This is a genomic window from Afipia sp. GW822-FHT04G07 (genome assembly GCF_058800765.1).
In genome coordinates, this window is sequence record NZ_JBXAMP010000001.1 from 3987446 (window position 1) to 4001572 (window position 14127).

The window sequence follows — 14127 nt, forward strand, 5'->3', positions numbered from 1 at the left end:
CGCATTACTCCGCGTAATAGTAATATCCGCCGCGAGGCGCGGGAGCGCGCCGCTGATAGCGGGCATCCTGCTCATAACCCTGGGCGTAACCCTGATATCCGCCCTGCGACTGATAGATGCGTCGCTGCATCGGGCCGGGATCGCTCGGTCCGTAGTAAGCCTGATCCTGCGGGAACGACGGATCGCGGTACATGCGATCGGGCGACACCTGACGCGCACGCGTGGCGGCGTTGAGGTCTTCGCTGAACGTATCCTGCGCCACGCCGCGCGGTGCGATTTGAACCGGCTGGCCATAGGCGTCGGTGCCGCGCGTCGTCGCGACGTTGGTGCGCGCCTTGGGATTTCGCGCGAGCGCCACCTGCGACGAACCCGTCAGCGTCACGGTGGTGTTGAGCAGGCCCTCGGTCTTGACGAGATCCCAGAGTTTCAACGCATTGGCGCGCGACAGCCGCACGCAACCGTGTGAGGCCGGGCTGCCGAGCCGGTTGACCGAATCCGTGCCGTGAATGGCGTGGCCCTGCTTGGTGAAGAAGATCGCGTTCGGCATCGGCGCATCATCGAATTCCTTCGAGTAATGATCCTCTTCCATGCGGAAGGTCTTGAAGCTGCCGTTCGGCGTTTCGTGCGAGGGATTGCCGCTGGACACCGGCCAAGTATAGCGCGGCACGCCGTCAACGGAGACGGTCATCTGCTGCGTGTTCTTGTCGACGAGGATGGAAACCGCAGCCTGTGCGCTGCCTGCAAGCAGCATCAAGCCGGTCACCGAAATCAAAATCGTACGCATAACTGTTGCCTCGTCTCGCCCAGCCCTTTCACTGCAATAAAGCATGGAACATGGCTTTTTTAACAGTGTCATGGTCTTAAGGTTGACGGCCGCAGCCAAACGGTTTCGTGAACGGCGCGTCTTTAAGGCGTGTTTTCGCCAAAGTTGACGCAACTTTCCAGGTTCCAGCGCGTTTGCAACGTGGGTCAAAGTTCGGCTCTCCACGGAGATTTAAAGATGAAGACTGAAGCCTTGTTCATGATCACATCGGCGCATCGGCGCTTCACGTTTGTGGCGGCCGCGCTGGCGCTGCTGGCTTTGCCGGTCGCGGCGCACGCCCAGGGCGTCTTTCGCGGCATGGAAGGCGGCGCGAACGAAGGCGTTTACAGGGGCAACCGCGCCGCGGGTCCGGTCGGCGGCGTCGTCGGAGGCGCGGTAGGCGCGGGTGTCGGTGGTGTGGTCGGCGGCGTGAATGGCGTGCTCGGCATCGACAATCGCCGCAGCTATAAGCATCGCCATTATCGCCACCACAGGCGTCACCGCTGATCGAGAGCGGCAGAACACTGGAATTCCGGCGGCGCTTCTGCAACAGGTGCGCCGCTTTTTCGTGGGCGTTGCCGGGCGGGGCCTCCCGCAAATTGAGGCAATGCCGGTCATTGCGTCAAACCACCGCGCATTGCGTTTCCGTCCCGCCTGACGCAACCTCCTGTCTCGTGATTTGCTTGAACTGGGCCGGGATTCGGCCGGGCAGGGAGGTTTTCTGAAATGAAAATCCAGACTTCGATTTCAGGTTTCGCGCGGGCGGCCACGGCGTTGGCTTTTCTGGCACTTCCGGCAATGTCGCAGGCGCAGCAGGGACCGATCAACGGGGCCGTCAGCGGCGCAGCCCAGGGCACTTACCAGGGCAAGACTGCGGCAGGTCCCGTCGGCGGTCTGGTCGGCGGCGCGGTCGGCGCGGGTGTGGGCGCTGTTGCCGGTACGCTGGGAGCCATCGGGGATGGTGCTTCGCGCGCCGTGCAGCCGGCAGACGTGCCGCCACCGCCGAATGATGCGCCTCGCGGCCGGTAGATAAGCAGCCGGTTTATTGAGCTTGGGCTGTAGGGCTCAGGTCTTGAGCCGATAGCCCGTGCGGAAAATCCACCACACGGCGATCATGCACAGCGCGAGAAACCCAAGCGTCATGCCGAGGCTCAGGCCGACGCTGACATCGGCGATCTCGAAGAAGCTCCAGCGGAAGCCGCTGACCAGATACACCACCGGGTTGAACAGCGTCACGGTCTGCCAGACTGGCGGCAGCATGTGGATCGAATAGAAGCTGCCGCCGAGGAACGTCAGCGGCGTGATCACCAGCAGCGGGATCACCTGTAACTTCTCGAAGCCGTCGGCCCAGATGCCGATGATGAAGCCGAACAAGCTAAACGTCACCGCCGTAAGCACGAGGAACGTCAGCATCATGACTGGGTGCGCGATCTTCAGCGGCACGAACAACCCCGCAGTGGCGAGAATGATGAGGCCGAGGATGATCGACTTGGTCGCCGCCGCGCCGACATAACCCAGCACAGCTTCAAAGGAGGACACCGGCGCCGACAACAATTCGTAGATCGTGCCGGCGAACTTCGGGAAGTAGATGCCGAACGAGGCATTGGCGATGCTCTGCGTCAGCAGTGACAGCATGATGAGGCCCGGCACGATGAAGGTGCCGTAGCTGATGCCGTCGATCTCGGTGATGCGCGAGCCGATCGCCGCGCCGAACACCACGAAATACAGCGATGTCGAGATCACCGGCGAAACGACGCTCTGCAGCAGCGTGCGGAAGGTCCGCGCCATCTCGAACTTGTAGATTGCAGCGACGGCGTGAAAATTCATGATTGATGCACCAGGCTGACGAAGATTTCTTCCAGCGAGCTTTGTGTGGTGTTGAGATCGTTGAACTTGATTCCGGCCACGCCGAGGTCGTTCAGCAGCGATGTGATGCCGGTGCGCTCACCCTTGGTGTCGTAGGTGTAGACCAGTTCCTCGCCGTCCGCTGAGAGGTCGAGATGATGTGCGGCGAGGGACGGCGGAATGACGGTGAGTTTCTCCTGCAGGTGCAGCTTGAGCTGCTTCTTGCCGAGCTTCTGCATCAGCTTGGCCTTTTCTTCGACCAGTACGATCTCGCCTTTGTTGATGACGCCGACGCGGTCGGCCATCTCCTCGGCTTCCTCGATGTAATGCGTCGTGAGGATGATCGTGACGCCGGCGTCGCGCAGTCCGCGCACCACCTCCCACATCGCCTTGCGCAGTTCGACGTCAACGCCCGCAGTGGGTTCGTCGAGAAACAGGATTTGCGGCTCGTGCGCCAGCGCCTTGGCGATCATGACGCGGCGCTTCATGCCGCCCGACAGCGTGATGATCTGGCTCTTGCGCTTGTCCCACAGCGACAGATCTTTCAGCACCTTTTCGATATGCGCAGGGTTTTTCGGCTTGCCGAACAGGCCGCGGCTGAACGAGGCGGTCGACCACGGCGACTCCCACGCGTCGGTATGCAGTTCCTGCGGCACCAGCCCGATCAGCGAGCGCGCGGCGCGATAATCCTTGACGATGTCGTGGCCGTCCACCGTCACCGTGCCTGCGGTCTGCACCGCGAGGCCGCAGATCACGCTGATGAGCGTGGTCTTGCCTGCGCCGTTTGGTCCGAGCAGAGCGAAGATCTCGCCGCGGCGAATATCAAGGTTGATATTCTTCAGCGCGGTGAAGCCGGACGCATAGGTCTTCGAGACGTTGGAGACGGAGATGATAGGGGACATGGGTGCGATCTGCGGAGGCGGGAGCATGACATAGGCGTCCCGGCGCCCCCGCGCAATGCATAACGCCTATTCGGACGGCGCGGCGCGCATCAAAAATTCTTTCGTGGCATCCCGGATCCGCGCGTTACGCCCGCGTCACGAAGCTGTCGACCACCTTCTTTTCACCGGCCTTTTCGAACGCGATGGTGAGCTTGTTGCCGTCGACCTTGGCGACGCGGCCATAGCCGAATTTCTGGTGGAATACCCGGTCGCCGGGCGAGAACTCCGAATTCGCGCCGGTGGATTTCGCGATCAACTCGCCTTCGATCACGGTTGGCTTGCGGCTGAAGCCGCCGCGCGAACCGGAATCGTAACGCGCGCCGGTCTCGTCGAAGCCCTTGCCGCCGTTGCGTGCACGATTCGCCTGCGCGCGCTGCCAGCCCGGCGTTGTATAGGTCGAGCCGAAGGATTCCACGTTGTCGAAGCGCGATGCGCCATAACCGCCCGCGCCGCCCCATCCCGAGCCGCCCTTGCTCTCGGTGATCTCCACATTGTCCGCGGGCAATTCATCGAGAAAACGCGACGGAATCGTCGTCGTCCATGAGCCGTGAATGCGCCGGTTGGTAGCGAAGTAAAGTTTGGCGCGTTTGCGCGCGCGCGTAATACCGACATGGGCAAGGCGGCGTTCTTCCTCCAGGCCCGCGCGGCCCTGTTCGTCGAGCGTGCGTTGGCTCGGAAACAGGCCTTCCTCCCAGCCGGGCAGGAACACGTTGTTGAATTCCAGTCCCTTGGCGGAATGCAGCGTCATCAGCGACACCGCGTCGTCATCGGCGTTGCCTTCGCGGTCCATCACCAGCGAGATATGTTCGAGGAAACCTTGCAGGTTCTCGAACTCCTCCATCGAGCGCACGAGTTCTTTCAGGTTCTCCAGACGTCCGGCGGCGTCGGCGGAGCGGTCCTTCTGCCACATTTCGGTGTAGCCGGATTCATCCAGCACGATTTCAGCCAACTGCGTGTGCGGAACGATGTCGCGCTGCGCGCGCCAGCGGTCGAAATTCATCATCACGTTACGGAGGCTGCCGCGCGCCTTCGGCTTCAACTCGTCGGTCTCGATCACGGCGCGCGCCGCTTCGGTGAGCGGAATGCGGCGCTTGCGCCCGATATCGTGCAGCATCTGCACGGTGGCGTCACCAAGTCCGCGTTTCGGCGTGTTGACGATGCGCTCGAAGGCGAGGTCGTCGGCGGGCGAATTGATCACCCGCAGATAGGCCAGCGCGTCGCGGATTTCCGCGCGCTCATAAAATCTTGGACCGCCGATCACGCGGTAATTCAGCCCGAGGGTGACAAAGCGGTCTTCAAACTCGCGCATCTGGAACGAGGCGCGTACGAGAATGGCGATCTCGTTGAGCTTGCTGCCCGCGCGCTGCAACTGCTCGATTTCCTCGCCGATGGCGCGGGCTTCTTCCTCGGAATCCCACGAGCCGGTGACGGTGACTTTTTCGCCGTCGATGTCCTCGGTGCGCAGTGTCTTGCCAAGGCGGCCTTCGTTGTGCGCGATCAGGTGCGAGGCTGCGGCGAGGATATGTCCCGTCGAGCGATAATTGCGCTCGAGCCGGATCACCTTCGCGCCCGGGAAGTCGTGGTCGAAGCGCAGGATGTTGTCGACCTCCGCGCCGCGCCAGCCGTAGATCGACTGGTCGTCGTCGCCGACGCAACAGATGTTCTTTGGTGCGGCAAGGGGAGCCGGTGCGCTGTCGCCGGATGCGGGAAGTGCCACCGGAGACGACGGCGCCTGCGCCAACAAGCGCAGCCAGAGGTACTGCGCGACGTTGGTGTCCTGATATTCGTCGACCAGAATGTATTTGAAGCGGTTTTGATATTGCCGCAGCACGTCGGGATGTTCGCGGAACAGCCGGATGTTCTCCAGCAGGAGATCGCCAAAATCGGCGGCGTTGAGAATTTTCAGCCGCTCCTGATAGGTCGCGTAAAGCTTGCCGCCCTTGCCATTGCCGAACACGGCGGCTTCGCCGGCAGGCACCTGCGACGGGGTCAGCCCGCGATTTTTCCAGCCGTCGATCAGTCCGGCCAGCATCCGAGCGGGCCAGCGCTTGTCGTCGATCCCTTCGGCCTGCAGCAACTGCTTGAGGAGCCGGACCTGGTCATCGACATCGAGCACGGTGAAGTTGGATTTCAACTGCACCAGTTCTGCGTGATAGCGCAGGATGCGTCCGCCGATGGAGTGAAACGTGCCGAGCCACGGCATGCCCTCGACCGCCTGGCCGAGCATCTGGCCGAGACGGTGCTTCATCTCGCGCGCCGCCTTGTTGGTGAAGGTGACGGAGAGAATTTCGTGGGGCCGCGCGCGGCCCATCGACAGAATATGCGCGATGCGCGAGGTCAACACACGCGTCTTGCCGGTGCCCGCGCCGGCCAGAACCAGCACCGGGCCGTCCAGCGTTTCCACCGCATCACGCTGCTCGGGATTGAGCGCCGAGAGATATTGCGGGGCCGCCGACGCGCGCGCCCGCGCGGCGATGCCGCCAGCGGCAGGCTGGTGGTTCGGCACGTCGCGGGAAATATCTTGCGGCGGCAGCTTGTTTGGCTCGGTCATGCGATTCGTCTTTAGGCCACGATGACATCGCGACACCGGGAAGGGGAGACTTCATATCAGGATTACGGAACATATAGGCATTCCGGCGTCGTTCCGACAGCGCCGTCTGTGGGGCGTTATTTGCCGGGATTGAGCGGATTTCTTCCGTTTGGAGGCTGATTCTTCAGGGTTGGGGCCCCTTTGCGGGGATGGAACTTTCGATCCTGCACCGGATTGTTTTTACAGATGGAGCGCACGCCGCTCCCCCGAAACGAACGCAGGAGCGTGTCATGATGAGTTGGGTCGTCACATTCTTGATTATCGCGCTGGTCGCGGGCCTGTTGGGCTTCGGCGGCATCGCGGGTGCGTCGATCGAAATCGCCAAGATCGTGTTTTTCGTCGCGCTGATCCTGTTCCTGATTTCCGCCGTTGTCGGTCTGGCGCGGCGCGGTACTGGTCCGTAAAGGCGGCTTTGGCGTTATTTGACCGGCATTGCGATGCGTCGGCCTATGCCGTCCGGCTGCCCGACGGCGCCATGCGCCGCTACCACCTCACGTATACGCGTTGCGATGTCGGGCGGAAACGGCGCTGTCTTCCGTGTCGTCATATCGACGTGCAGCGTCATGTTTTCCGAGGTCGCTGAAATCCATCCCTCGGTCGCGTGGCGCAATTCCTCGAAGGTGTGAATCCGTTTTTCGTCCGCCGCGACGAGGTAAACCGACACTTGCACCGGATCGCCGAGATGGACTTCGCGCAGATAACGCACGTGGCATTCCGCCGTAAACGTCGATCCATTGCGCTCTTTCATGTAGTCGGGGCCGATGCCGAGTTCGAGCCACATCTGGTCGATGCCGCGGTCGAACAGCACGTTGTAGTAGGCCATGTTCAGGTGGCCGTTGTAATCGATCCATTGCGGTTCGATCTGCATCACGGTGGTGAGGAACGGTGCCGCGATTTGTTGCGGCGCATTGTTTTTCGGAAGCGTACTCGATGTCATCTCTATTCCCGGTTCGAGTCGGCACTCTCTCTTGACCCGCTATACATCCTTTGCCACGGTCAGCGCCACAACAGCTTCCCTAGAGATGAGCAACCGTGGCCTTTTCCAACGCAGCCCTGACACGTCCCGCGCCATCGGCGGTTTCGAGCGCGATTGAAGCGCTTGCCGCGCGGTTCGGCAACAATCTCATCACCTCGCAGGCGGTGCGCGATCAGCACGCCCATACCACCACATGGCTGCCGCCGCAGCCGCCGGACGCCGTCGTGCTGGCTCAGAACACGGCGGACATTCAGGACGTGGTGCGGATTTGCGCCGAGCGGCGCGTGCCAGTGATCGCGTTCGGCACGGGCACCTCGCTGGAAGGGCAGGTCAACGCGCCGGCGGGCGGCATTTGCATCGATCTGCGCGAGATGAATCGCATCATCGACGTCCACGCCGACGATCTCGATTGCGTGATCGAGCCCGGCGTGACGCGCAAGGCGCTCAACGAGCATCTGCGCGATCAGGGTTTGTTTTTTCCGATCGATCCCGGCGCGGACGCCTCCATCGGCGGCATGGCATCGACCCGCGCGTCAGGCACCAACGCCGTCCGTTACGGCACCATGCGCGACAACGTGCTGGCGCTGAAGGTGGTGCGCGCCGATGGCGAGATCATTACGACCGGTACGCGCGCGAAGAAATCCTCGGCGGGTTACGATCTCACGCATCTGTTCGTCGGCGCGGAAGGCACGCTCGGCATCATTTCCGAGTTGACCATCAAGCTGCGCGGCATTCCCCAAAGCATCGCGGCGGCGTCGTGTTCGTTCGTGACCGTGCAGGGTGCCTGCAATGCGACCATTCTCGCCATTCAAACCGGAATACCGCTGGCGCGCATCGAACTGCTGAACGCCGCGCAGGTGAAGGCCTGCAACGCTTATTCAAAGCTGTCTCTGCCGGAGACGCCGCTGCTGCTGCTGGAATTCCACGGCACCGAAGCGGACGTCGCCGAGCAGTCGCAGATGTTTGCCGAGATCGCCAGGGAATGTGGCGGCGGCGCATTCGAATGGACCACGCGGCAGGAAGACCGCACCCGGCTGTGGCAGGCGCGGCATGACGCCTATTGGGCGGTGCGCGGACTTCGCCCCGGCGCGCAGGCGGTAGCGACGGATGTCTGCGTGCCGATCTCGCGGCTGGCGGAATGCGTGGTCGCGACCGAGAAGGATCTGGAAACGGTCGGGCTCTTGTCTCCGATCGTGGGCCATGTGGGCGACGGTAATTTCCATTGCTCGATGCTAGTTGATGTCAACGATCCCGACGAGATGCAGCGCGCGGATGGTTTCCTGCACCGTCTGGTGGAGCGTGCGCAGGCCATGGGTGGTACTTGCACCGGTGAGCACGGTATCGGGCAGGGCAAGCAGCAGTATCTGGAGACAGAACTCGGGCCGGAAGCAGTGCAGGCGATGCGCGCTCTAAAAATGGCGCTTGATCCGCACAACATTCTGAACCCCGGAAAAATTCTCCCCGCGTGACAAGGTCGAGCAGCATGGACGCGCAGAGCATCGCTGCGGAGGCCCTGTCGGTTCTCGGTCAGGGCCGGCAGATTGCGCCGTTTTCGTCGCGCGATCCGGCGTTCGGTCTGGACGAGGCCTATATGGTGACGCCGGTCGTCCGTCAGATGCGCGAGGCGCGCGGCGAAAATGTGCTGGGCCGCAAGATCGGCTTCACCAACAGCACGATCTGGGCGCAATACAACGTCAACGGCCCGATTTGGGGCTATATGTACGATCGCACGGTCCACAATCTGGGCGAGACGAATGCGAAAGCGTCGCTGGCCGATCTGACCGATCCGCGAATTGAGCCGGAAATCGTTTTCGGTCTCGACGTCGCGCCTGATGCGGCGATGGACGAGCGCGCGCTGCTGTCCTGCGTCGGATGGGTGGCACTCGGGTACGAGATCGTACAATCGATTTATCCCGACTGGAAATTCGCCGCAGCCGATACGGTGGCGGCGTTCGGTCTGCACGGCGCGATGCTGATCGGTGAGCGGCATCCGGTGTCGGGCAATGCCGGACAATGGCTGAAGCAGCTTGCGAATTTCGACGTCGAACTCGCGTGCAACGGCGATGTCGTGGATCGCGGCCATGCGCGCAACGTTCTCGGCGGGCCGCTGTCGGCGTTGCGCCACTTTGTCGGCGTGCTGGCGCAGGACGATGTGAATCCGGGGCTCGCAGCGGGAGAGATCGTTACCACGGGCACACTGACCCGCGCGATGCCGATCAAGCCCGGCGAACGCTGGACGACGACGGTATCAGGAATTCCGCTCGGCCAGATCGACGTTACATTCACCTGACCGCGATCAGTGCTTCTTCACGAAGCTCATGCGCATCAGGCTGACCATGCCCATCCGGAAGCCCGTCGCCGATAGCCGGAGATAACGCCGGAATTCGTCGGCGCGTTCGTCGCCGACCAGCGCGACCGCTTCCTGGTAATGCGTGAGCAGGTTCTGCTCCCACATCCGCAGTGTCCGGTAATAGTGATCCGCATCGTTGCGCGCCGCGATCAGGCTGAAGGTGCCTTCGGCAGCGGCGATCGGCTCCCATTCCAGCGGGAGGTCGCTTTCAGGGAAGGTCTTTTCCAGCAGCGGCAGGACCTTGTGCCGTTCGGAATAGGCGATGGTTTGCAGCGACAGCCTGCCGCCGGTGACGAGCACGCTGTCGCACCAGGCGAAGAACTTGCGATAGGCGTCGAGCTTGATCTTGGGGTCGAGGCCCTTTTGCACGAAATGCTCGAACGCGCCGACCGAGATGATGGCGTCGTAGCGGCGGTCCGGCTTGTGATCGCGCCAGTCCTGCTCGATGACTTCGATTTTCGGATTGCGGGTTTCACGAATCCAGCTTGCCTGCGATGGACTGAGCGTGAGCCCGACCGCATGTCCGGCGCCCGCGTGATCGACCAGCCGCCGCAGCATCGCGCCCCAGCCGCATCCGATGTCGAGAACCCGCGCTTTATTCGCCGCCGAAGCAGCGTCGATATGATGATCGAGCTTGCGGCGCTGGGCTGTGACGAGATCGTCGTCGTCCGCGAACAGCGCGCATGAGTAAATCATCTCTGGATCGAGCACGAGCCGGAAAAAATCGTTGCCCATGTCGTAATGCGACTTGATGGCGTCAGGCGACGCGCCTGTTCTGTCGGGTGGTCGTGAGGTCATTTCGGACATCGCGTCTGCCGGTTTGCAGGGTTGTGAAGGGAGCCTGTTAAACTTAGTATTCGAAGCAGCCGGTTGGTTCAATATTTGCGCTGTGCGTGGCACTTGACGGTCGCGGCTGAGCCCCGTCATGTCCTATGACGACCGGCGCAAGATCGGCCGATCCCTCGCTGAGGTAAAACCTTGCAGACAACGCTGCTTGGACTGGCCATTGCATTTATTCTGGCGCTGATCGCGGCGCTGGTCGGGCCGTATTTTATCGACTGGAACCAGTTTCGCCCGCAGTTCGAGGCGGAAGCCTCCCGTGTCCTCGGGATGCCGGTGCGCGTCAACGGCAAACTCGACGCGCTTTTGCTGCCGACGCCCACGTTGCGGCTGCGATCGGTCGCCGTCGGCAGCGAGAAAGATCCCGCCAGGGTCCGGGCGGAAAAACTGGACGTCGAATTCGAACTTGGCTCGCTGATGCGGGGCGAATGGCGCGCGAGCGAGTTGTCGCTGGATGGTTTCGTGCTCGATCTCGGTCTCGACCGTCAGGGTCGTTTTGAATGGCCGGCGACGACGGGCCGCTTCAATCTCGGATCGCTCGCCATCAACCGGATGAACATCGCGGGACGTGTCGCGTTCCACGATGCGTCGAGCGGAGCGACGCTGCGGATCGACGACCTCAACTTCAGCGGGGACATACGCGGGGCCGCGGGCAGCGCGCGGGGGGAGGGATCGTTCACGCTGCTCAGTGCGCGAACGCCGTTCCGTCTCTCGTCGGGCCAGAGCGCCGACGGCAAAGGCACGCGTGTGCGATTCATGACCGACCCGGGCGAGCGGCCGCTGCTGACCGATCTCGATGGCGTTCTGACGTTCGATAACGCCGTGCCGAAATTCGACGGCGGGCTGACGTTGGCGCGGCCGGCAGACGTCAAGACCGCAGACCCCGGCCAGCCGTGGAGGCTGACATCGCGGGTGAAGGCCACTCCGTCGTCCGCAACGTTCGAGCAGGTCGAAGCCGGATTCGGTCCGGAGGACAATGCGCTGCGCCTCATTGGCAGCGGCGATATCAGGTTCGGCGCGTCGCCGTTGTTGCATCTCGCCTTGTCGGCGCGGCAACTCGATGCGGACCGTTTGCTGGCTAGAAGCTCGGCCAACGCCGAACCGCTGCGGCTGTTGCCGGCGCTGCGCACGCTCGTGACCTCGCTGCCGTCGCTGCCGCTTCTAGCGCAGATCGAACTCAGCGCCGACCAGATCGCGCTTGGCGGCCGTCCGCTTCAGAACATCGCTGTCGAATTGCGTGGCGACGACAAGGCATGGACCATCGGCAAGTTCGAGATGCGCGCGCCGGGCGCAACGCGAATCTCGGCCAGCGGCGGGATTGCGCAGCCGTCCGCTCGTTTCACGGGTCCGGTCAATATCGAATCGGCCGATCCGGACGCGCTCGCGGCGTGGCTGCAAGGGCGCGGCGACGTGACGTACCGCAACCAGAAGCCGCTGCGCCTGAGCGGCGATGCGACGGTGGCGGCGGATCGTATCGTGCTTGAAAGTATGAAAGCCGACATCAACGGCGGCGCTATGGACGGGCGTCTCGCGCTTCTGACAGTCGCCGACGGCAAGACGCGGTTTGAAGCCGCGTTGAAAGCCGCGAGCCTTGATTTTGAGTCCGCCTCGTCGCTTGTTGCGATGCTGGCCGGACCGCAGTCGGCGTGGCCGGACGAGGCGCAAATCTCGCTCGACGCCGCAAGCGCCGTCATCGCGGGGCAGGAACTCCGGCCCGCCGGAATGAATTTCAGCTACGGCCCGAAAACCATCGCGCTCGACCGAATTCGGATCGGTGATGCCAGTGGTGGTCTTGCTATCGACGGCGAGGGCTCGTTCGATCGCATTGAGGGCAGCGGCAAGCTCGCGTTGACCGCAACCGCGCCATCGCTTGCAAGGATCGGCAGCTTCATCGCGCCGTTCGCACCCGCTGTCGCTGAGCGGCTGAACACGGCGTCGCAAGGCGGCGGCGCGGCGCGCGTGCAACTCTCCGCCGATCTCGGCAAGGCGAAGGATCGCTCCGGCCGCACCGATGCGCGCGCCGTTATCGACATCGACTCGCCGCGGATCAAGGGTGCGATGACGCTGACCGCGTCTCCGAGCATTGATCTTGCGCGCGGGTTTGACCTCGCGGTGCTGCGCGGCAGCGAGTTTAATCTTGAGACGAAGTTCGCCGCGGACCAGACCGCGTCGATGTTGTCATCGCTCGGTCTTGATCGTGTCGTTTCGGCGCAGGACGGTCCTGCGCAGTTCGAGTCGTCGGTCATGGGTGTTTGGGGCTCGCCGCTGCAACTGAAAGCGAAACTGACGGGGGCGGGCATCGATGGCGACATTCAAGGCGCCGGTAACCCCTGGGAGGATCAACCCACGGCGGCGCTGACAATGGCGGTGCGCCGTGCGGATCTGGCCGTACTGTTCGATCTGAAGCCGGGAAGCGTGCCATCGCTCGGAATCGCGCTGTCGTCGAAACTCGGTATGTCGGGTAACGCCTTCACCTTTGACGGTCTCGACGCCACCGTGGGCGGATCGCGCGTGCGCGGACGGTTGACGCTGACGCGCGGCGACGAGATCGGCGTCGATGGTGAAATCGGACTCGATACGCTCGATATTGCCGCAGTGACCGGGCTGGCGTTCGGCGCGGCGGGTCACGATGCATCGTCTCCGCTCAACAAAGGCTGGCTGCGCGGCTGGCGTGGGCGTCTGGCGTTTCAGGTATTGAGCGGGACGCTGCCGGGTGGCGGCGAGATGCGGCCCGTCAGCGGCGCGATCAAGGGCGACGGGCAATCGCTGGTGCTGGAAAATGTCAAAGCCGGTATCGGCGGCGGCGAGGCGATGCTCGACTTCGATGCGCGGCAGACCGCGCAGGGACCAAATCAAGGCGCGTCGTTTAACGCGCGTCTGCAATTGTCGGGCGTCGACGGCGCGTCGTTGCGCTATCGCAACCTCGCGATGCCGAGCGGCAAGGCAGCGCTGCAGATGACACTCGCGGGACAGGGCCGCAGCGCTGCGGGATTGACCGGCGCATTGTCAGGCGGCGGGACGCTGACGCTGACGGATGCGCAGATCACGGGGCTCGATACGCGCGCCTTCGAAGTCGCACTTCGCGCCAGCGATGGCGGGCAGGCGATCGACGATCTCAAGCTGAAAGAAATCGTCGAGCCGGTACTGGCCGCTGGCGCACTGAGCGTTCCATCGGCGCAGATTCCGTTCACCATCAAGGATGGCCGGCTGCGGGTCGAGGCGGCGACGTTTCAGTCTGCGCGGGCTCGTGTCGCCATCGCCGGCGGTTACGATCTGCTCGCCGATCAGGCGGACCTTCGCGCGATCATGTCGCCGATCAATACAAAGCCGATCAGCGGGCGTCCTGAAATTCGTGTCGATCTGAACGGGTCGCCGGATGGCTTGGCGCGCGCGGTCGACGTCGCAGCGTTGTCGTCGTGGCTCGGGATGCGCGCGATCGATCGTGAAACGCGCAGGCTCGATCAGCTTGAGCGCGGTGTCACGCCTGAAGCAGAATTCGAAAACCTGTGGGATGAAACGCTGCCCACGGCCGAGCCCCTTGCACCGTCGGAGGTGAAAATTCCAATCCGCGATCCCCGGCGGAAGAACTCCGGCGCGAAAACCGTGCAGCCGCGGGCCCCGGTTGCGCCGCCGGCTCGGCCGAGTGCGCCGCCCGAACCGTCGACTGGCAATGTGCAGGTGCAGCCGCTGCCGCCGCCGATCAACATCAAGCCCGCACCGGGAGTCTTGCAGACGCCGAGACCGCGTTCGGCGGCACCCCCGCCGGCGTCCCGGACGTTTTGA

12 protein-coding genes are annotated in these 14127 nt (G+C 63.2%); 6 read left to right on the plus strand and 6 right to left on the minus strand.

The features are described 5' to 3' along the window. Positions 1–4 precede the first annotated feature (4 nt). Complete coding sequence (locus AC1RKJ_RS19415; protein ID WP_492792542.1) at positions 5–784, minus strand: L,D-transpeptidase; 780 nt, start codon at positions 782–784, stop codon at positions 5–7. A gap of 216 nt (positions 785–1000) precedes the next feature. Between AC1RKJ_RS19415 and AC1RKJ_RS19420 the strand changes: the two genes are divergently transcribed. Then, entirely contained in the window at positions 1001–1309 is a 309-nt protein-coding gene (locus tag AC1RKJ_RS19420; RefSeq protein ID WP_492792543.1) for a hypothetical protein, read from the plus strand. 219 nt (positions 1310–1528) lie between these two features. Further along, positions 1529–1831 (plus strand): hypothetical protein, encoded by a 303-nt coding sequence (locus AC1RKJ_RS19425; protein ID WP_492792544.1) that lies wholly within the window; start codon positions 1529–1531, stop codon positions 1829–1831. 36 nt (positions 1832–1867) lie between these two features. On the opposite strand, the gene AC1RKJ_RS19430 is transcribed toward AC1RKJ_RS19425, so the two are convergent. The 3 genes from AC1RKJ_RS19430 to AC1RKJ_RS19440 all read right to left on the minus strand — a co-directional run bounded on the left by AC1RKJ_RS19430 (position 1868) and on the right by AC1RKJ_RS19440 (position 6139). Then, a complete protein-coding gene (locus tag AC1RKJ_RS19430) occupies positions 1868–2629 on the minus strand; it encodes an ABC transporter permease (RefSeq protein ID WP_492792545.1) in 762 nt (253 codons plus the stop codon). Further along, the gene (locus tag AC1RKJ_RS19435; RefSeq protein WP_492792547.1) at positions 2626–3549 is read right to left on the minus strand and encodes an ABC transporter ATP-binding protein; all 924 of its coding nucleotides are present in this window, start codon (positions 3547–3549) and stop codon (positions 2626–2628) included. Before AC1RKJ_RS19435 ends, AC1RKJ_RS19430 begins: the two co-directional genes overlap by 4 nt. A 124-nt stretch (positions 3550–3673) precedes the next feature. Beyond that, the gene (locus AC1RKJ_RS19440) at positions 3674–6139 is read right to left on the minus strand and encodes an ATP-dependent helicase (RefSeq protein ID WP_492792548.1); all 2466 of its coding nucleotides are present in this window, start codon (positions 6137–6139) and stop codon (positions 3674–3676) included. 269 nt (positions 6140–6408) lie between these two features. On the opposite strand from AC1RKJ_RS19440, the gene AC1RKJ_RS19445 reads away from it, so the two are divergent. Continuing rightward, positions 6409–6582: a DUF1328 domain-containing protein gene (locus AC1RKJ_RS19445; RefSeq protein ID WP_046829548.1), complete on the plus strand. Its 174-nt coding sequence runs from the start codon at positions 6409–6411 to the stop codon at positions 6580–6582. A gap of 14 nt (positions 6583–6596) precedes the next feature. Here the strand turns inward: AC1RKJ_RS19445 and AC1RKJ_RS19450 are convergent, their stop codons facing one another. Beyond that, on the minus strand, positions 6597–7115 hold the full coding sequence (locus tag AC1RKJ_RS19450; protein ID WP_492792549.1) for a thioesterase family protein: 519 nt from the start codon (positions 7113–7115) through the stop codon (positions 6597–6599). Between the two features lie 95 nt (positions 7116–7210). Here AC1RKJ_RS19450 and AC1RKJ_RS19455 point away from each other — a divergent pair, with 95 nt between their 5' ends. Then, positions 7211–8623, plus strand: a complete 1413-nt coding sequence (locus AC1RKJ_RS19455; RefSeq protein ID WP_492792550.1) for an FAD-binding oxidoreductase — start codon at positions 7211–7213, stop codon at positions 8621–8623. Between the two features lie 14 nt (positions 8624–8637). Then, positions 8638–9444, plus strand: coding sequence for a 2-keto-4-pentenoate hydratase (locus AC1RKJ_RS19460; protein ID WP_492792551.1), 807 nt, complete (start codon positions 8638–8640; stop codon positions 9442–9444). A 6-nt stretch (positions 9445–9450) separates the two neighbouring features. Here the strand turns inward: AC1RKJ_RS19460 and AC1RKJ_RS19465 are convergent, their stop codons facing one another. Further along, complete coding sequence (locus AC1RKJ_RS19465) at positions 9451–10302, minus strand: class I SAM-dependent methyltransferase (protein WP_492792552.1); 852 nt, start codon at positions 10300–10302, stop codon at positions 9451–9453. Positions 10303–10482: 180 nt separating this feature from the next. Here AC1RKJ_RS19465 and AC1RKJ_RS19470 point away from each other — a divergent pair, with 180 nt between their 5' ends. After that, on the plus strand, positions 10483–14127 hold the full coding sequence (locus tag AC1RKJ_RS19470) for an AsmA family protein (protein ID WP_492792553.1): 3645 nt from the start codon (positions 10483–10485) through the stop codon (positions 14125–14127).

What these genes read in the sequence shown, in the direction of transcription:
- AC1RKJ_RS19415 (WP_492792542.1), bottom strand. Translation starts at nt 784, where the DNA reads ATGCGTACGATTTTGATTTCGGTGACCGGCTTGATGCTGCTTGCAGGC.
- AC1RKJ_RS19420 (WP_492792543.1), top strand. Translation starts at nt 1,001, where the DNA reads ATGAAGACTGAAGCCTTGTTCATGATCACATCGGCGCATCGGCGCTTC.
- AC1RKJ_RS19425 (WP_492792544.1), top strand. Translation starts at nt 1,529, where the DNA reads ATGAAAATCCAGACTTCGATTTCAGGTTTCGCGCGGGCGGCCACGGCG.
- AC1RKJ_RS19430 (WP_492792545.1), bottom strand. Translation starts at nt 2,629, where the DNA reads ATGAATTTTCACGCCGTCGCTGCAATCTACAAGTTCGAGATGGCGCGG.
- AC1RKJ_RS19435 (WP_492792547.1), bottom strand. Translation starts at nt 3,549, where the DNA reads ATGTCCCCTATCATCTCCGTCTCCAACGTCTCGAAGACCTATGCGTCC.
- AC1RKJ_RS19440 (WP_492792548.1), bottom strand. Translation starts at nt 6,139, where the DNA reads ATGACCGAGCCAAACAAGCTGCCGCCGCAAGATATTTCCCGCGACGTG.
- AC1RKJ_RS19445 (WP_046829548.1), top strand. Translation starts at nt 6,409, where the DNA reads ATGATGAGTTGGGTCGTCACATTCTTGATTATCGCGCTGGTCGCGGGC.
- AC1RKJ_RS19450 (WP_492792549.1), bottom strand. Translation starts at nt 7,115, where the DNA reads ATGACATCGAGTACGCTTCCGAAAAACAATGCGCCGCAACAAATCGCG.
- AC1RKJ_RS19460 (WP_492792551.1), top strand. Translation starts at nt 8,638, where the DNA reads ATGGACGCGCAGAGCATCGCTGCGGAGGCCCTGTCGGTTCTCGGTCAG.
- AC1RKJ_RS19465 (WP_492792552.1), bottom strand. Translation starts at nt 10,302, where the DNA reads ATGACCTCACGACCACCCGACAGAACAGGCGCGTCGCCTGACGCCATC.